At 54.9% G+C, this 16,993-nt stretch carries 17 protein-coding genes; 7 read left to right on the top strand and 10 right to left on the bottom strand.

Annotation, left to right across the window (positions count from 1 at the left end; genetic code table 11):
* Nucleotides 1-31 precede the first annotated feature (31 nt).
* From K3T82_RS29775 to K3T82_RS29755, 5 genes are all read left to right on the top strand, one after another.
* The gene (locus tag K3T82_RS29775; RefSeq protein ID WP_220197148.1) at nucleotides 32-766 is read left to right on the top strand and encodes a protein phosphatase 2C domain-containing protein; all 735 of its coding nucleotides are present in this window, start codon (nucleotides 32-34) and stop codon (nucleotides 764-766) included.
* Nucleotides 763-2,337, top strand: coding sequence for a hypothetical protein (locus K3T82_RS29770; RefSeq protein ID WP_220197147.1), 1,575 nt, complete (start codon nucleotides 763-765; stop codon nucleotides 2,335-2,337). The genes K3T82_RS29775 and K3T82_RS29770 overlap by 4 nt, the downstream gene beginning before the upstream one ends.
* Nucleotides 2,338-2,414: 77 nt before the next feature.
* Entirely contained in the window at nucleotides 2,415-2,642 is a 228-nt protein-coding gene (locus tag K3T82_RS29765; RefSeq protein ID WP_220197146.1) for a hypothetical protein, read from the top strand.
* Between the two features lie 29 nt (nucleotides 2,643-2,671).
* Nucleotides 2,672-3,613, top strand: coding sequence for a cysteine hydrolase family protein (locus K3T82_RS29760; RefSeq protein ID WP_220197145.1), 942 nt, complete (start codon nucleotides 2,672-2,674; stop codon nucleotides 3,611-3,613).
* Nucleotides 3,614-3,804: 191 nt separating this feature from the next.
* Nucleotides 3,805-4,605 carry a vWA domain-containing protein gene (locus K3T82_RS29755; RefSeq protein WP_220197144.1) on the top strand — a complete coding sequence of 267 codons (801 nt, stop codon included), beginning with the start codon at nucleotides 3,805-3,807 and terminating at the stop codon, nucleotides 4,603-4,605.
* Between the two features lie 8 nt (nucleotides 4,606-4,613).
* On the opposite strand, the gene K3T82_RS29750 is transcribed toward K3T82_RS29755, so the two are convergent.
* Together K3T82_RS29750 and K3T82_RS29745 are read right to left on the bottom strand one after the other, a co-directional pair.
* Complete coding sequence (locus tag K3T82_RS29750; protein ID WP_220197143.1) at nucleotides 4,614-5,102, bottom strand: DUF4188 domain-containing protein; 489 nt, start codon at nucleotides 5,100-5,102, stop codon at nucleotides 4,614-4,616.
* A gap of 151 nt (nucleotides 5,103-5,253) precedes the next feature.
* A complete protein-coding gene (locus tag K3T82_RS29745) occupies nucleotides 5,254-5,862 on the bottom strand; it encodes a TetR/AcrR family transcriptional regulator (protein WP_220197142.1) in 609 nt (202 codons plus the stop codon).
* Nucleotides 5,863-6,056: 194 nt separating this feature from the next.
* Here K3T82_RS29745 and K3T82_RS29740 point away from each other — a divergent pair, with 194 nt between their 5' ends.
* Nucleotides 6,057-6,539 carry a GNAT family N-acetyltransferase gene (locus K3T82_RS29740; RefSeq protein ID WP_220197141.1) on the top strand — a complete coding sequence of 161 codons (483 nt, stop codon included), beginning with the start codon at nucleotides 6,057-6,059 and terminating at the stop codon, nucleotides 6,537-6,539.
* Nucleotides 6,540-6,650: 111 nt separating this feature from the next.
* Here K3T82_RS29740 and ilvA read toward each other — a convergent pair whose 3' ends face one another.
* Nucleotides 6,651-7,967 carry a threonine ammonia-lyase gene (ilvA, locus tag K3T82_RS29735; protein WP_220197140.1) on the bottom strand — a complete coding sequence of 439 codons (1,317 nt, stop codon included), beginning with the start codon at nucleotides 7,965-7,967 and terminating at the stop codon, nucleotides 6,651-6,653.
* A gap of 296 nt (nucleotides 7,968-8,263) precedes the next feature.
* Between ilvA and K3T82_RS29730 the strand changes: the two genes are divergently transcribed.
* Nucleotides 8,264-8,941 (top strand): hypothetical protein, encoded by a 678-nt coding sequence (locus tag K3T82_RS29730; RefSeq protein WP_220197139.1) that lies wholly within the window; start codon nucleotides 8,264-8,266, stop codon nucleotides 8,939-8,941.
* Nucleotides 8,942-9,031: 90 nt separating this feature from the next.
* On the opposite strand, the gene K3T82_RS29725 is transcribed toward K3T82_RS29730, so the two are convergent.
* The 7 genes from K3T82_RS29725 to K3T82_RS29695 form a co-directional block, all read right to left on the bottom strand.
* Nucleotides 9,032-9,868 (bottom strand): class I SAM-dependent methyltransferase, encoded by an 837-nt coding sequence (locus K3T82_RS29725; protein WP_220197138.1) that lies wholly within the window; start codon nucleotides 9,866-9,868, stop codon nucleotides 9,032-9,034.
* Between the two features lie 93 nt (nucleotides 9,869-9,961).
* Entirely contained in the window at nucleotides 9,962-11,026 is a 1,065-nt protein-coding gene (locus K3T82_RS29720; RefSeq protein WP_220197137.1) for a Glu/Leu/Phe/Val dehydrogenase dimerization domain-containing protein, read from the bottom strand.
* 2 nt (nucleotides 11,027-11,028) lie between these two features.
* A complete protein-coding gene (locus K3T82_RS29715) occupies nucleotides 11,029-11,814 on the bottom strand; it encodes an IclR family transcriptional regulator (RefSeq protein WP_220197136.1) in 786 nt (261 codons plus the stop codon).
* A gap of 223 nt (nucleotides 11,815-12,037) precedes the next feature.
* Nucleotides 12,038-12,676 (bottom strand): DUF4291 domain-containing protein, encoded by a 639-nt coding sequence (locus K3T82_RS29710; RefSeq protein ID WP_236031637.1) that lies wholly within the window; start codon nucleotides 12,674-12,676, stop codon nucleotides 12,038-12,040.
* A gap of 215 nt (nucleotides 12,677-12,891) precedes the next feature.
* Complete coding sequence (locus K3T82_RS29705) at nucleotides 12,892-13,566, bottom strand: hypothetical protein (RefSeq protein ID WP_220197134.1); 675 nt, start codon at nucleotides 13,564-13,566, stop codon at nucleotides 12,892-12,894.
* A 191-nt stretch (nucleotides 13,567-13,757) separates the two neighbouring features.
* On the bottom strand, nucleotides 13,758-16,370 hold the full coding sequence (locus K3T82_RS29700) for a HEAT repeat domain-containing protein (protein WP_220197133.1): 2,613 nt from the start codon (nucleotides 16,368-16,370) through the stop codon (nucleotides 13,758-13,760).
* Between the two features lie 68 nt (nucleotides 16,371-16,438).
* The gene (locus K3T82_RS29695; protein ID WP_220197132.1) at nucleotides 16,439-16,963 is read right to left on the bottom strand and encodes a hypothetical protein; all 525 of its coding nucleotides are present in this window, start codon (nucleotides 16,961-16,963) and stop codon (nucleotides 16,439-16,441) included.
* Nucleotides 16,964-16,993: the final 30 nt, after the last annotated feature.

Raw genomic sequence — 16,993 nt, 5'->3', positions numbered from 1 at the left:
TAAAGGCGTATAAGAGAAAGGGGGAGACTGCATGAGCTTTCGCATATGTGCGGGTAGTATCACCGGGCGCGATCATTTGTTGGATGGGCGCAACTGCCAGGACGCGCTCCACTACCTGGAATTTGAGGTTGAGGGTGCGCCCTATGTCGTGGGCGTGGTCGCGGATGGTTGTGGAGAGGGCCTCTACTCTGAGGTTGGAGCACGCCTTGTCGCCCCTTTCGTCTGCCAGAGTATCCGGAATAGCCTGCGCAACAATGTTCCGCTGGAGGACTTGCCTAACCTGCTCTTGGTCCAGGTCAAGCGTTTTCTCTATCTCCTGCTTGATGGTTATGACTTCAGTGATGAGGGCGAACGGGACATATTCATCCATAATCATCTGCTCTTCACCCTGGTTGGTTTTGTCATCACGCCACAGGAGACGCTGACCTTTCTCGCTGGTGATGGGCTGATCCAGGTCAATGATGTGAGTCATTGCATTCGCGAGGAGGCTCCGGCTTACCTCACATATATGCTTGTCAAGCCAGATGGACAGGTGGGTGACTTACCTGGATTCACCCTGTACTCATTGCCGACTGCCGAGCTTGAGCGTTTGATGATTGGAAGTGATGCATGGCTCGATGAGCCTGAGTTGCGCGCTGAGGTCTGGCGAGGTCGCACGCCAGTCGCCATGCAACGCCTGATGAATCGCTGGTCGGACGCTCAGCACTTTCGCGACGATGCCTCACTGATTACGGTAGTACGTGAGCGGGAGGAGGTGCGAGCATGAAGGTACGCCTGGATGGCAAAATCGTGACGCTTCAGCAGAAGGACGTGATAGGTTCTGGCGGCGAGGGGATGGTCTTTCGCCTGGAACAGAAGGGGCAATCTCTGGCGGTCAAGCTCTATCATACGCCAACCCCGGAGCATGAGCGCAAATTGCTCTCTCTGACCACGCGCGCGTGGTCCCTGCCTGGTGAGATCATTGCAGTGCCAGGACAGATTGTCAGGGATGTGAACGCAGATAACGTCATTGGGCTGGCGATGCCCTACTTTGGCGCACCTGTCGCTGAGGTTGCGCTACTGGCGAACAAGCGCCAGCGCGCGGCTCGCGCCATCTCGACGCGTCAGGTATGCGACATCTTTCTCAGTGCCGGACAAGCGCTGCTTGCTATTCATAGCGCTGGTCTGGTAGTGGGTGACCTGAACGACCAGAACTTGCTTTTTCGTGAGCGAGAGGCGCTCTGGATCGATGTCGATGCCTGGCAGTTCGATACCTTTCCCTGCCCAGTCGCGTGCGAGGATTATCTCGCGCCTGAGCTATATGGGGTGGATTTAAGCCTGCATCCGGCCTTTGCTCCTGAGCATGACTGGTACGCCTTCGCTGTGCTGCTCTTTCGTAGCCTGCTCCTGGTTCATCCCTATGGGGGAACGTATCCGCAGTTGCCATTATTGACGCAGCGCGCGACCCAGGGCGTTTTCGTCCTTCAGTCCGAAGTCACTTATCCCAAATTCGCCTATACACCCGAACTCGTCAACGAAGCACTACTGAGTGTCTTCGAGCGCTACTTCCGCCAGGGGTGGCGCGGTACCTTTCCCTTGACGGAACTGGAAGAGTATCGCGCTAGCCTGATTACCTGCCATGCCTGCAAGCAGGACTTTCCTGGCGAGCGCCAGACCTGCCCGCACTGTCAGGTGCGTACTCAAAGCATCACACGCGTTGCGAGTATGGAAGTCGGCGGAGTCAAGTGTGAGGAACTTATGCGAACGGAGGGGAGCATCGTCTTTCATGCTCTGGCAGGAGGGACGCTGACAGTCGTGGCCTATGAGCAGGGGAATGCTGTGCTCTATCGCAAACGCCCACTGGCCCCGCTTGAGCGCTTTATACTCTTCAAGGCCATCCCTGGCGCGCAGTACGCCCTGGTTGGGGATACACTTATCGTCAACCCAGCCTACTCGACCCGTTTGCTCTGCCTTGACATCAGTGGTGATAGTCCGCGCCCTCTGTATCAGTCGGCAACATCGCTCTTTAGTGGCAGCAAGCAAGCGATCTTTCAAGGATCACCCACACATCTCTATGCCATTCTCAATCACGCCCTGGTCGCGAGTCAGGTGGAGGAGAGTGGAATAAGTAGCCGTTCTCTGCGCGTGGTCATGGATGAGCAGACGTGGTTTAGCGCCTCCCGCCTGGGGATATGCATACTGTGCTCGGCTACTTCCAGGTCTTCAGTCAGCAACTCTTCTGGCTGCAACATGGCGCGAACACGTTTGAGCTTGAACTCGCGCCCCTTGAGACGGGAGAGGCCCTGCTCGATCTCGCAGCCTACTTCTCACCGCAAGATATTCTACTGCGCCGCCTAACGCAAGAGCGAGGCGTCGAATACCTACGAACTGAAATTATTGACTTCGCGGGTCGCGTTCTGCACTCCCTACCCAGAGTGAAGCGCGCGGAGCATCCCGCGCCTGCTCTGCACGGAGCGACCTATGCCGCTGGAACGCTCTTGCATGCCAGCGACCAGGGAATTGTACAGGAGCGCGTCGCCCAGCAGATATTCAAGACCCTCTCGAACACTCAGGAGTTTGTACGCGCGGGGGCTACGCTCGCCAGCTATCAAGCGGGTCTGCTCGTCATCGACGATCACCGTGCCCTCGCACTCACTATGTAAGAGCCCTACACAAAGAGGAGGAAAATTACATGTCGCATTTAACAACCCAGCAGCCATCACTTTATAACGCTCAGGATGTCTATCGTGGAGCGTATCCCGCGCGTACACAAGCCTTTGCCGAGGCTGGACAACGGGCAGGGTTGACGCCAGCGCACCAGGATAGCGAGAAGATCGCTGTAATACTGGTCGATTATCAGTTTGACTTCGTTGATCCGCAGGGTTCGCTCTATGTGCCCGGTTCTCAGGAAGACATGGCGCGTTTCCTGGCGTGGTTCTATGCCAACGCACACCGCATTACCTCGGTCTATGCCTCGCTGGATACGCACCTGCCCTTCCAGATTTTCTTTAGCTCCTGGTGGCAGGACCCACGTACCGGCGAGCATCCCCAGCCCGGAACGATTATCAGCGCCGAGGATATCAGTGCTATGAAGTGGGTACCACTCATCCAGCCTAACTGGTCCATGCGCTATGTGCACCTACTCAAGCAGCAGGCTAAGAAAGACCTGATGATCTGGCCCTATCACACGATGGAGGGCACGCTAGGGCATATGCTCTCTACGCCGATCAGTGAGGCTATCGCGTGGCATAGCGCGGCGCGAAAGACCCAGCCAACTTTCATTGTTAAGGGGCGCACCATACGTACCGAATATTATGGCATCTTCGGTGCGGAAGTCAACGATCCACAGGACGCTGAGAGCGGCCTGAACGTCTCTCTTCTCGATGCGATTATGAAGCACGAGCGGGTGTATGTCGCGGGTGAGGCCAAGTCGCATTGTGTGTTGGAGACTGAGCGCCAACTGGTTACACGCTTTAATCAGCAGCCAGAGATGATGCGGAAACTCCATTTCCTACGTGATTGCACAAGCTCGGTCCAGCATCCCGCCATCGACTTTGATGCCATTGCCGAGGCCGAACTCACGAGCATGGAGTCCCAGGGCGTACGTATGGTCCTCAGCGCCGACATGATTTAAGCTGAAGGCCGCTGCTAAAGCGACGCGGCTACATATGTGGGAAGGTTGGGCGCGTTGGGGCTGGTTTGGGACCTCATCGGGTATGATTCACTGCGCGACAAGGCCCATATGTAGCCGCGTCGCTTTAGCAGCGGCGGTACCTTCGGCAATGTATCACATTGCGGTCGATTTAATGAGAGGAAGAAGCAATTATGACGGACAATCAGCAGAATTCGCAGTTCTCAGCCAGTGACATACAGGATTTGTTTCAGGATGCTCAGGCGACGCCTAATCGGCGCGGCATTAGCCAGCAGACGCGCGAGGTCCTGGTCCAGAATCTTACACCCGTGACTATTGCGGGCGCGCAAGGCGTTTCCAGCGATGTGCTCGGCGGGGACCGTGCGCAACTCATATTCTCCCTGCTTGATATGACTGGTAGTATGCTGCATGCGCGTAAGGACGTCATCAAAGCCTACAACGCGCTTCTGGACACATTGAAAGGTAGTCGTCAGGCCGACCAGATGTTGCTCTCAACCTGGACCTTTAATACCGCGCCTTACCTGCTGCACGGCTACACACCTGTCGAGTTCGCGCCTCCGCTCGACATGAGCAACTACGAGCCTGACGACGCAACCGCGCTCTATGATGCCGTGATGCATGCTATCGTTGGCGCGGTTGCCTATGGGCAGGAGTTGCGTAATCAGGGCGTGCGCACGCGCATTACCTGCGTCGTCTATACCGATGGTTATGATAACGTCTCCCAGACTCAGGCGCAGCAGGTGCGCCAGATCGTCACTGACCTGCTCGCGCAGGAAATGTATACCTTTGTCCTGGTTGGGTTTGGGCATAACCTGGCGCGCAAGATCGCTGACGAACTTGGCTTTCCCAATGCGCTTGAGGCCAAGTCTGACGCGGACTCCATCAAGCAGGCCCTCAATCTGGTTTCGCGTTCGCTTATCCGCAATGCTCAGGGGACGGCAACCAGCAGCGCCCCCAATGCCTTCTTCCAATAGCGATCAGGCTACTCCTGATCCGAGTGTGACTTCATACGTCCGGCGGCGGTTGATCTACGACCGACCGCCGGAACCGCTTTTCCTGCGGCGGCAAGGCCAAAGGCTGGCATATTGTTGTACACCGACTCAAACGCTCCAGGTTCTACACGGTAGGTTTCATGCCAGATGCCAACCGAACCATTGCTACCCACTTTGCGATTAAAGTCAACCCAGGCTGGAAAGTGCCCAGCATCCTTGTTTCCTGCATAACTCACAAGGGCGTCGAAGGAGCGCCAGTACTGAATGACGGTCACATAGGGAAAGGTAAAGTAGGTGTGATAGTGGAGCAAGCCAAGCTCAGGATGCTTACTCAGTTCACGCAGCATTTTCGGCATGGCCCGTGACACTGGCAGCCACTTCCAGAACTTCCAGGGCTGATTGACCCGCATCCCAATCATGAAGACGACAAATTCACCTTCCATCTCGGCTGTCATGCGCTCCTTGATAATCTCTGCCATAAGATCCCTCCTTTGGACTAATAAAGTGCGAAAACTACTTATCGAACAGCGTTTAGAAACCGAACATCGTTCAGAGGGCGCTAAAAAAGGGGGTCAGCTCAACCCGATGACATGTCTAAGCAGGGTAGTTGCTGACCATATACACTGGCTGCTAGCGCGGGCGAAGAGATGTTACCATTTCGCCTAGCACTCTTTGATTTAATGCATCGATAGTGTCACCTGCCTCCTGAAGGTATGTCAGGCGCAGCATTGCCATGCCATGCACCACAGTCCAGCACAGGTACGCCATCTCATCAAGGCCAAAACCAGCACGTGTCTGGAACTCGCCTGAGTCGATACCCACCGTAATCACGCTCTTGAGTTGCTGATAGGCCGCGTCCGAATCGGCTCCCTTCAAGGACTGAGGATCACTCCCAGTCTTGCCAAACATTAGCAGGTATAGCTCGCGATGCTCGCGCGCGAACTGCAAGTACGCGGCACCGGTAAGCGCGGTACGCTCGGTCGCTGTGAGACCAGTAGGTACGCGCAGAAGGTATGTCTTCAGAAGGGCTAATCCTTCTCCGCAGCATGCATTCAGGATCTCCTCTTTGCCACTGAAGTACTCATACAGACTGGCGGGGCTATACTCGATACGCTCAGCAAGGGTCCGTAGCGAGAACTTCTCAGGGCCAAGTTCCGCGATCAATTCCTGCGCGGCATCCAGAATGACCTGTCGTGTCCTGGCATGCCTGCGTCCTCGCGATGATTGTTGTTCTGTCATGTGTATCCTAACAGTGTTTGATTACCGAACGATGTTTGGAATTAGTATAGCATATTCAACACATCAATCGCAAACAGCGGTTGATGCTTTCGGTCTTGTCATGATAAAGTGCTCAAAAACCTTGTCTATAAATGATAGACTTGAATATGTTTTAGGAATACCACATAGTAGAAGAAGCTAGAAACGAGAGAAGCATGAGCCTGCATATTCGGCCTATGGCTGGTGATGATCTTGAAGAGATTGTTCAACTGTCATTATTAGCCTGGTCCCCGGTCTTTGATTCATTCAGACAGGTATTAGGGGCCAGGATATTTGTATCTGTTTATCCTGATTGGAAAAAGCTACAGCAAGAAGTGGTTGAGATGATATGTAAAGATGAGAAAAACGTCGTCTGGGTTTCCGAAATAGATAGCAAGGTGACAGGATTTATTGCTTATACAATAGATAATGAGACGAAAACGGGTGAAGTTGAGCTACTTGCCGTCCATCCCGACTACCAAAACCAGGGCGTTGGAACGGCCCTGAATAAGTTTGTGCTGAATGAAATGAAAGAACGTGGGATGAAGATCGCTGTTGTCGGAACAGGAGGAGATCCAGGACACGCGCCTGCCAGAAAATCATATGAGAAGGCCGGATACACTGGCTTGCCTCTAGTCCGATACTATCAAGCTTTGTAGCAATACAAAAGCCGCGATATACAGTCGCGTACGCTTTAGTAGCGACTACATATCGTCGGCTCATTTGTATCGGAGTTAGGCATATGGAGCCGCGTCGCTTCGGCAGCGGAACTACAGCGTAGGAGGAACAGGAGCTGTGAGGGCCTGGGCCTCCTCGACCGTGAAGCCAGCAGCGCTCAGTGTGCGTAGTAGCTCCTCACACTGTAAGCGATTGCGCGTCTCCAGCGTAATGATTGCCTCATGCTGCATAAAAGGCAGTTGCCTTGAGACATGCTGGTAATGGACATCGATAACGTTGACGCGCATCCCGGCGATAATATTGAGCATACGAGCGAGTTCTCCGGGTCGGTCAGGGAAGCTGGCATGGAGGCCGAAGTAGCGGCTAGCGCCAATCAAGCCATGCTCGGCGAAGCGCCCCAGAAGATTTGTATCGATATTGCCACCTGTCAATGGGGTCAATATGTGTTTGCCAGCAAGCTGAAGCTTATTACTCATGAGAGCCGCGACGCCAGCCGCGCCCGCTCCTTCAACCAGAACTTTATGCTTTTCCATCAGGAAGAGAGCCGCCTCGATGATCTGCTCATCGCTGACCAGCACTATATCATCAACGAGCTTTTGAATGAGCGGGAAGGTCACCTTACCGGGCTGCTTGATCGCGATACCATCGGCGATAGTCGCGAGGGCCGGGAGAGTCGTAAGCTTGCCAGCACGAATCGAGGCGCGCATACTTGCCGCGCCCTCCGCCTCCACGCCGATAATCTTGATTGAGGGCTTCATGGCGCGCGCTGCGATAGCGATGCCAGCGATCAACCCACCACCGCCAATCGGCACCACAATCGTGTCCGCGCTAGGAACCTCGTTAAGCATCTCAAGACCAAGGGTCCCCTGCCCAGTCACAACATCGATATCATCGAAGGCTGGAATGTAGGTAGCGCCAAGCTCTTGTTGCAACTCGGTACAGCGCTGTACCGCGTCATCATAGGTAGCGCCTGCCTGTATCACAGTCGCACCATAGTTCTGAGATGCCGTCACCTTGGTCAGAGAGGCGTTCTCAGGTACGACAATCGTGCAAGGAATGCCATAGGAGGTGGCGGCGATAGCCACACCTTGCGCGTGATTGCCTGCTGAGGCTGTAATGACGCCTGCCTTGCGCTGCTCCTCCGGTAGGCGCGAGAGCTTATAGGTCGCGCCGCGAACTTTGAACGAGCCTCCCCGCTGCATCTGCTCAAGTTTCAAATGCACTTCACTCTCTAGAAGCGTACTCAATTCGCGTGAGCGGATCATGGGCGTGTGCTCAATGAGCGGGTGGAGGAACTGGTTTGCCTGCCATATATCGGCGAAGGCGATGGAGGGCGCGGCCTCTGACTGTGTGGGCTCTGCTTCAGGCGCGTTCTGGGGCGCGACGGCTTGCTTATCTCTGGATGGCATAAACGAAAATACTCCTTCTGGTTGCGTAGCCTCATTGCTTACTGCTCATTCTAGCAGTAATCCACACGTAGCGCTAGATGGGTTTTCGCCGCGATTGAAGCAACTTGATTACCTATACAGTGGTAATTTGTTGGATGTCCACCTTATCATATGTAGGTGTAGTGCTTCAGCCTGTGCCGCGCTCACGGCTCAACCTATTTGCTCCCCTCTATAGGTGGTCAGAAGCTTGCAATATTTACATCAATAGATATAATGGGGAGAATTAATCATTACTCAGTGCATGCGAGAAGAGGAATATGGCGAAACAAACAACCCAGCCCCAGACTAAGAGGCAGCGCCAGCATGGGCGGCGTGAGGAGCAACGCAGGAACAGGGAGCGCCAGCAGCGTGAGCAACGCAACAGGTGGTACATTATAGGTGGCACCATTCTAGTTGCCGTTCTGATCATTGCTGGTATAGTCTATGGCGTGACCCGCAATAATCAAAATCAGGCGTCGAACAACAGTTCAACCAGCTCCACGAACAATGCATCTACGACCAATCCAGCTTATGCTGCGGTCAACGGTATTACATGCGACGCGCAAGAGCAGCTTAATTATCATATCCACGCACATTTATCTGTCTATATCGATGGTCAGCCAGTAGCAATACCTCAGAATATTGGTATCGCAAGTGATGGTTCCTGTATCTATTGGCTACACACTCACGACACTACCGGTCTGCTCCATATCGAATCCCCTACGACCAAGACCTATACTCTGGGAGATTTCTTCACCGTCTGGCAGCAGCGCTTCTCCAGCCTGGGCTATCCTGCGCAACTCAAGCAGAATACTGGTTGGAAGATCTATGTTGACGGCAAAGAGTACACTGGCGATTTCCATGATATTAAGCTCGGTGCTCACAGCTTAATTACAATGGGCTATAACTCTCCCAATATGCAGCCAGATACCACCTACAACTGGGGTGATAATTAACAGATTCTTTCCCCAAATAGCTGAGACAGGTTAACCAAACAGGACACATGTAGCATGGCATGTGTCCTGTTTGGTTAAAGAGGTTTTATTTTAAGCTGGCTTTTTGCCTTCCAGGTAGAGCATGGGGACCGTCAGACGTAGTTCTCCCTGCTCCTGCTTCACCTGATCGAGCTTGTTCGTCAGGAGTGTGAAAACCTGCTCTTCATCCTCCGGGTCGACCACGTTTCTCCAACCATCTAAGAAACCGACCTGTGTCAGGATATGGTTGAACAAGGCGTTTGCATCGGCATAGCGGAATAGGGATGTCTCTTCTTGAATGTTTGTGATCTGGAAACCGGCGGCCTGCATGGCCTGACTGAACCCCTCTTTTGAGCCACGATGCTCCTCCTGCCGTGTCAAGCGCTCCAGATATTCAGGCTTATCGAGGCCCCGAAGTACTTCATAGAAGAGGGTATAGAGTTCGCGCATATGCCCGATAGTATTGGTCGTGAGCACCAGACTGGCACCGGATTTGGCGACACGGAAGCACTCGGCGAGTGCCGCTTCTGGATTGTCAAAATTATTGATTCCTAGATGAGAGACGATCAGATCAAATTCATGCGTCTGAAACGGTAGATGCGCCGCATCAGCCTCGCTTATTCGCACGTTCGGCAACTGGTAGACCTGCTGTTTCGCCCTGGCCCGCTCAAGCCCTTCCTGCCATATGTCTACCCCTGTCACCTGACAGGAGGGGCCATAGATCTGTGCCAGCTCGAAGAGGGGAAAGCCGGTTCCGCAAGCCAGATCCAGTACGTTCAGGTTGGGTCTAAGTGTCAGGTGCTTGAATAATAGGATGCCAAAACGAGCTGACCAGAGCGATACCTCATCAAGCGTTGAAGCAAGCCCTGTTTGACTGAAATCATATGTACGATGGAGAAAATCTGGCATGTATCTCTCCTGTTCTTCTAAGATTTTACGTTTTTATCGCAAACCTGAGCGTTAGCCGAGACTCGCGGTGTTGTTTTACGGAAAAGAATTGGATTATTGCGGCTGGCGGATTATATTCAAGCGCTGCTCCGCGAGCGCATTGGCAGCCTTGTGAGTAGAGATATGCAGCTCATTGGCAATGGCGAATACCTGGCGTACTGTCTGGGAGATGCGCTCAATTTGCTTCAGTGCTTGTTCTCGTTGATAACCACCAGGGGTAAGGCTCTGTGCGCCTACAATAATGCCGCCTGCGTTCACAATAAAATCGGGGGCATAGAGGATACCGCGCTCGGCGAGCAGGTCGCTCTGGTGTTCCTCTGCGAGTTGATTGTTGGCTCCTCCGCACACGATTTTGCAGTTTAGTGCTGGTATCGTCTGATCATTGAGACCTGCGCCGAGTGCGCAGGGACTATACACATCGACTGCGAGCCGATGGATCTCTTCAGGCGCTACGACCTCCACTGCTTGATAGCGCGACGACAGAGCCTGTGCCTTTGATTGGTCTACATCCGCCACGGTCACGCGCGCCCCCGCCTGGACCAGGTAATCGACCAATGTCGCCCCAACGCCTCCTACACCTTGAATCGCTATCGTGCGCCCAGCCAATTCGGTTGTACCATAAACCTCTTCCAGGCAGGCATGGATTCCTTGCAGCACCCCCAAGGCCGTCACGGACGATGTGTCACCCGGACCACCTGATGCCTCTGAAAATGTGACAATATAGGGTGTTTCAGTCCTTATTATATCCATATCCGCAATTGTAGTTCCAACATCAACACCCGTCAGGAAGAGTCCGTTGAGCCGGTGAATAAAGCGTCCCAGTGCCCGAAGCATCCCCTCATCTTTGGTTCTATGAGGGTCCGCGAGGATTACGCCTTTCCCCCCTCCATATGGAATACCGGCTGCCGCGTTTTTATATGTCATTCCACGCGCCAGGCGGAGCGCGTCGTTAAGCGCGGTCTCATCGCTCTCGTAAGGCCACATCCTCATGCCACCCATGGCTGGCCCCAGCGTCGTATCATGAATGACGATTATAGCTTTTAAGCCGAAGCTACGCTCCTGACAGAAGATGATTTGCTCATAATCCTCTGCTTGCATCTGCTCAAAAATGTGCTTCATAGCTATGCTCCTTGTTCTCTATGTGCGTCTGCCTGCCTGCCATGATATCCAAGTCTCTCTGAAATGGCTTGAGCTGCTTTGACGATGACTTCTGTGTAGTGTTCTTGCTGGCGATAGTAGCGATAGGCTGGAATGCATAAACTGATAGCTGCGGGGACTTGTCCATCTTCGTCAAGAATGGGAGCCGCCACGCAGCAGAGGCCAGTTGATGTTTCTTCGTGATCGTAGGCGTACCCTTGCTGTCGCACTTGTTCCAGTTCTTGAAGGAGGTGGTCACGAGAAGTAATGGTTCGTGGTGTGCGAGGGGCAAGTGTGAGCCTATCCAGTAATGCGGGAAGACGGTAAGGGGCTTGAAAGGCCAGTAGCACTTTGCCAACGCCTACCTCATGCGCTGAGAGCCGCGCACCAACTCGTGAAAGAAGGATTTCTACGGCGGGCGTCGCTTGCAGTTTTTCAACGAAGAGCACTTGTGTACCGTCGAGGACGGCCAAATGCGCAGTTTCGCCCCATCGCTCGACGAGTTCCCGCATCTCGATTCGGGCCTCTATACAAAAGGCCGTATGTTCGATAAGCACATGGCTTAACTCAAATAAGCGCCAGCCAAGTTGATAGCGCCCGGCAGGCGTACGGTTGAGTAATCCTTGTTGTGCCAAACTGAGTAGGAGATCGCCCATCGTGGATCTGGGAAGATCCAGCGCTTCAGCGGCCTCGCGTACTCCCCATTCGGGCTGCTCAAAAGTAAAGAGATTGAGCAGACTACCGACTTTCTCCATGACGTGTGGCTTCATACTATCTTCCTTGATTAGGGCGCTTTCTTACTCATTTCTACATCTGTAGTATAAAAGGCAGCCCTATCTTGTACAAGAGAGGTGTCCGCTCTGACCGGACATAGGGAAGACGCTATTGGTCGCAGAGGAGGTGAGCATAGTGCGGTTTCGGCTTCTCGTTCTGGCGTTATGCTCTACATGACATTGCAGGGCGAGAAGGGTTTTCAAATTATGCCATGTCGCATTACAATGCGAGGCCGAGGCGGGCCGCGACCTGGGGATCAGCCACGGGATAGACCATCTCACGAGGCGTGAGCAGTCGATCATAGTCGCCGCTAAGGACGTGCTCGTATTGCTCTCGCACGAAGTCGGAAATATCTTCTATATCCAACAGCCACTCGCGGGCATAGCGCGCCAGGGTGGGGCCGCGCATGCCAAGTTGAATCGCACGCCGCTCGACCTTCTGTCCTTTCGGATCGTGGTCCGGGTCCCATTGCAGGCGCGTGTCACCATCCTCCGAAACCTGCTTCCAGGCTGCGTGACTACTATAGACCTCCTCGACATAATTTGAGTGTACGGCCTGGGTTAGAATCTTGTCAAAGGCTGCACGCTTGAGCCGGACTGCCAGGACGACCTCTTGATTATGCTTGCTTGCCCAGCCGCAGCGATACATCATCCAGAGAAAGTTTGGCTTCACCCAGCTCATTCGCGAGAGGGAGAACGAGCCACCGAAGTAGCCGTTGCGCGCCGCGAAATGCCCGATGCTCCTATTGTATGCCTGGTAGACTACGACCGAAGTGTCATTATACTGGGCCAGGATGTGCCTCCCCTGCCGAGGCCAGCGGGCTTGCTGTTCCAAATAGGCTTCTGTCTCTAGTTTCATGAGGGTCAATGCCTCCTTTATATGTTTCTATTAAAGCATATGAGTACTGAGTCCATATACACAATGTACTTCTAGGCAATCAAGCAGGCTACGACTTGTGTTATCTACTGCTTTTACGCTATACTAAGTTCACAATCAAACACACATCTTTGCACGTTCTTCATCGAGAGATCGGTGGTTGTGTAGGGGATGTGAAAGCTTTTCCCTGGGAACCGTTACACCAGGGAGGTTTTGCCTCTTCCTCGCTGTGGCTTCATTGCTCGCGGAAGTAGCGCAAGCCTGACTTTGTGGGATGCACGCAAGCCATTGTTGTGCTTCTGACAAGTCGAGTAACGATCCAACAATCGACACCCCAACCGTTTTGGGGTGAAGGGACGTGGTTTTCCATGCGCATCACGCGCAAGCTGATAGTCGGGATCGTGCTGCCGGCGACGGCCTTCGGTTCGTTCACGCTCACCGCGTGCGGTAGCGACACCGCCCAGCACCACAAGCAGCAGTGCGAGCTGCTCGGCGACAAGGTCGAGGGTGAGCAGCCCCTGACCAACTCCGACGTGAAGTTGTGGGACAACTGCCTCAAGTGGGCGGGGAGCGAGAACTGGGACACCAACAACCAGGCGGCCGGGTGGTACTACCTGGGTGACACCTGGTACTACAACTACTACTTCGGCACCGGCTACACCGGCCACTCGCTGAACAACTGGCACAACTACGGCGGCTGGACGAACGTCCGACCGACGACGCGACCGACGGGTGGCACCCGCACGCCGACCACCAACCCGACGACGCGCCCGACGACCAACTCGACGACCAACGTGCGCCCGCCGGTCGCGCGACCGACGAGCAACGTCAACCCGCCGGTCGTCACGCGGCCGACGCCGCGACGGACCCACTAGCGCCGAGCCGTGCCGACCGGGACAACTGTCCCGGTCGGCACGACCGGCCGCCCTTCCAATTTCTCCAAATATCCAACCTTACTCACCATTCGCTATGCAAATATCATTATCCCCGCTTCGAACGCTGTTCGTTTTCTGAACAGCGTTCGAAGTGGGGATTGTATAGGCGGAGGGTGTATATATTAAAGCTACTCAGGCTCTTCCTGCGGTGGGAAGGTGAATTGAGCCTTCTCGGCAACCAGGGACGAGGGGTCCTGACAGTAGCGTTCCAGGCGCGCGATGCATTCATCACTCCAGCCGCTCGCTCGCCGTGTCTGGGCTAGCAGAGCGGAGAGGCCCAGGCGGCGCAGGCGCTCATCCTCGCTATGTGATAGGGCTGCTTCCAGGGTGAGGTGATCGGCCTCTGGTCGTAGATAGCTCTCCTCGATGGCTTTCGCGGTCTGCGCCAGGGCGTCGGAATGCAGGTTTTCGACGAGCGCGACGAGGGCTGGCTCAAGCTCCGACCAGGGGAGACCCGCGACGCATATTTGCGCGCGCAATGTGATGGTCAGGGGATCTGATTCGAGCACATTCAAAATGGTTCGCGTGGCTGGCAGCAGGCGACCACGACCAATCCGCAGGAGCGAGAGAAGTGCTTCACAGGCGCTATGGAGCGCCCTCCGGTCGGAAAGTAGACCGCGTATGGCCTCGCCGATGAGCTCGGGTTCTTCTTTCGCATAGGTCCTCAGGGCTACATTTGCCGCAAGCAGCCTCATACCCTTTAAAGGCGTGCTCAGTAATGCAAGCAGACCAGGATAGAGTACGTGTTCCTTGTCGCTAACGGGTGATTGAACGCAACGCCTGAGCGTCTCCTGGCGTATATGGGCGTCAGGATGCTCAAGCAGGGTTGCGAGCAGGGATACCAGACGTGCGCGAGCCTGACGAGAAAGACCATCTGCGGGTATCTGCATGATGCCCTGAGCGATGGCGCTATCCTCTGAGTGTGCGGCCTCTGAGAAGATCTCCCAGCATTCCTGCCGGTCCAGGTAGGGCCAGAGCGCGCGCAAGAGAGCCACACGTACATCTCGATGCAGATCTTCGCGCTGGTTTTGGGCCAAAAGCTCACGATAGGCCTCGTCAGTCTCCAACTCGCCAATCAAGCGAATGGCTTCTTTGGCGACGGTGACGCGCTGCATTGGCACCTGGCGCAGGGTGGCGAGTGCCTTGCTTGTCGGCATGGAGAGCACAGCCTTGCGCAGTGCGTAGATAGCGATCCGGGCTCGCTCATCCCCCATTGCCTCCAATAGTGTAGGGATACCCCGTCCCGCGTCTAGCCTTCCAAGCGCTTGCAGGGCCGCGTCGCGTATGGCCTCGCGTTTGTCGTTGGCGAAGGAGACGACATGGGCGGCATCGAGCGCTGGCATGGAGGCAAGGCGCGCGATGGACTGTAGGACCTCATAGGTCGCGCGCTTCTTGTCTCGTGCGATCTCTAATAATGTCTGGGCGAAGCTCTCCTGCTGGCCCGATGTCCAGCGGTAGAAGCCAGAATCTACCCCAATCACAAAGCGGGTCTTGCCTGTGCTGAAGCGCCCCTTATAAGCGCTTCGACCCAGGAAGGGCGGTAATAGATCCTGCCGCTGTAGATGCACATAGGCGTGGATCTCTGGAATCGTAATGCAACTCGGATCTTTCTCTAGAAGGTGTGGAATTAGCTTACGCAGGCGCTTGGGTTGATACTTTTCCAGTACATAGATGATCGAGCTCAGGATACTTGATGTGCGCGTGTCCTCGCTAATATCTGCCAGGAGCTCTACCAACTCGTCGTAGATATGCAGGCGATGACCAAGCGTATTGGCCAATACATAGAGCTGATACTCGTTCTCCTGCTTGCGCCATTGGCGCAATACAGGCGCGAGGTGTCTGGCGAGTATAGGCACATGCGCCTCGCTAAGATAGGCGTAGAGCTCCCTGGTGGTAATATATCCTCGCGCGCGCCAGAGTTCCGCGAGTTGTTGCGCGCACCACTCGGGATGGAAAGGCAATAGATGGACAATGAGCTCTTCTGCCTCGCTCGCGGTGGCGCTTGAGAGGTCGCGCGCGGCAAGCGTGTCGTGTATTACGCCTGCCAGATCGGGTAGGTGTTCTGCCTGCCATGCGCTGTGGGGAAGGTCCATCAATGCTTCCAGCATCGCGTAGCGCACGGGATCTTGCTCATTGCGCCGCGCCAGGACCAGTTTTAGCACCTCTCCTAGCCGCCCACGCTCGTATCGAGCCACTGTGATAAGCGCTTTTAACGAGGCACCTCGAAGGTCCGCATTGGGCGTGTTCAGAGTTTCGGTGAGCGCTACCCGAGCCTCGTCCCAGGGGAGGTAGGCCGCGTAGTCTAGACGCCTTTCGGGCTCTGCTTGTAGGACAGGCAGTTTCATATGGCGGCGTGCCTCTTCCGCGCGTTGCTCTGCTGGGAGGTAGGCGACAATCTCGGGTGAGAGTGTGCCATCGCTCATGCGCCAGCCATGTCCGCAAGCGTTGTAGAGTGCGAGGCGCTGTCGTGGTGTATAGCGCTCGAATGCATCGAGGTCCATGAGACCCGGAAAGCGCGTCCAGAGCGTCAGCAACCGCTCGTCGTTTAGCAGTGGGGCCGCGTTATCGAATTCGATGTTGCTCTCTTCTCCCAATTGGATGATGAGGTCGGCAATCTCGTTTGGCCGCTGCTGGATGAGGGACTGGAGGCTCAGTTCATGCAAGGGGAAGCTTGCTAGCGAGGCGCGTACAAGCTCCACGCCCAGGTCTGGGTCCAGACGAGCAAGCGCAGGTAGGACCATGTTAATCTGGCCTTTAAGCTGCGGATCGTATTCGCCCAGTGCCGCACGCCCCTCAAGCCATTCAGAGGTCAGCCTGGGATGATGCTCTGCGAGACGCTTCCATTGATGTAGCTCAAGCCTCTCCGCGACCTGCTCCAGGTGCCGAGTAACAACCTCACGCGAGGCGAAGGGCAGCAGGATTGGTAGTTGGCTGCTGGCTTGCGTCGCCCGTTGTTCAATATAGGCATTAATGGGGCATGCCTGTGAAGTTTTGTGAGCCTGTTGAGCAGTATGAAGCGCAGATCGTGAGGGATTGTCTCTAGCGCAGTGGCTAGCTCCTCATCGCTACAGATGTACGCCGCTATGCTTACTGCTTTTCCTCGCACATCGCGAGCGGGATCGTTCAGCGCACGCGCGACCAGAGCCGCATCTCGACTTCCGTGGCTTGCCTGAACTGCCAGCACGCGCTCGTAGACATTTCCCTGTGCCAGCTTTGCGATCACCTCGCCTACTTCGGCATCCTTTGCCGCCTGGCGACCAAGCTCCACCATCCTCCGCATACGTTCGATATAGGGCAGCGCTTCCAACTCGCGCAAGAGCTGTTTAAGCTTCATTTAGTTCTCCCGTACAGCATTCGGCCTGTT

This window comes from Ktedonospora formicarum, from assembly GCF_016587355.1.
Classification (GTDB): Bacteria; Chloroflexota; Ktedonobacteria; order Ktedonobacterales; family Ktedonobacteraceae; genus Ktedonobacter; species Ktedonobacter formicarum.
The sequence above is the reverse complement of the archived record's forward strand: the minus strand, read 5'-3'. Positions and strand labels throughout refer to the sequence as shown.

Coding starts and splice junctions, on each gene's coding strand:
- K3T82_RS29710 (WP_236031637.1), bottom strand. CDS start 12,676: ATGAAACTAGAGACAGAAGCCTATTTGGAACAGCAAGCCCGCTGGCCT.
- K3T82_RS29725 (WP_220197138.1), bottom strand. CDS start 9,868: ATGCCAGATTTTCTCCATCGTACATATGATTTCAGTCAAACAGGGCTT.
- K3T82_RS29760 (WP_220197145.1), top strand. CDS start 2,672: ATGTCGCATTTAACAACCCAGCAGCCATCACTTTATAACGCTCAGGAT.
- K3T82_RS29720 (WP_220197137.1), bottom strand. CDS start 11,026: ATGAAGCACATTTTTGAGCAGATGCAAGCAGAGGATTATGAGCAAATC.
- K3T82_RS29775 (WP_220197148.1), top strand. CDS start 32: ATGAGCTTTCGCATATGTGCGGGTAGTATCACCGGGCGCGATCATTTG.
- ilvA (WP_220197140.1), bottom strand. CDS start 7,967: ATGCCATCCAGAGATAAGCAAGCCGTCGCGCCCCAGAACGCGCCTGAA.
- K3T82_RS29695 (WP_220197132.1), bottom strand. CDS start 16,963: ATGAAGCTTAAACAGCTCTTGCGCGAGTTGGAAGCGCTGCCCTATATC.
- K3T82_RS29700 (WP_220197133.1), bottom strand. CDS start 16,370: ATGGTCCTACCTGCGCTTGCTCGTCTGGACCCAGACCTGGGCGTGGAG.
- K3T82_RS29770 (WP_220197147.1), top strand. CDS start 763: ATGAAGGTACGCCTGGATGGCAAAATCGTGACGCTTCAGCAGAAGGAC.
- K3T82_RS29740 (WP_220197141.1), top strand. CDS start 6,057: ATGAGCCTGCATATTCGGCCTATGGCTGGTGATGATCTTGAAGAGATT.
- K3T82_RS29715 (WP_220197136.1), bottom strand. CDS start 11,814: ATGAAGCCACACGTCATGGAGAAAGTCGGTAGTCTGCTCAATCTCTTT.
- K3T82_RS29755 (WP_220197144.1), top strand. CDS start 3,805: ATGACGGACAATCAGCAGAATTCGCAGTTCTCAGCCAGTGACATACAG.
- K3T82_RS29730 (WP_220197139.1), top strand. CDS start 8,264: ATGGCGAAACAAACAACCCAGCCCCAGACTAAGAGGCAGCGCCAGCAT.
- K3T82_RS29750 (WP_220197143.1), bottom strand. CDS start 5,102: ATGGCAGAGATTATCAAGGAGCGCATGACAGCCGAGATGGAAGGTGAA.
- K3T82_RS29745 (WP_220197142.1), bottom strand. CDS start 5,862: ATGACAGAACAACAATCATCGCGAGGACGCAGGCATGCCAGGACACGA.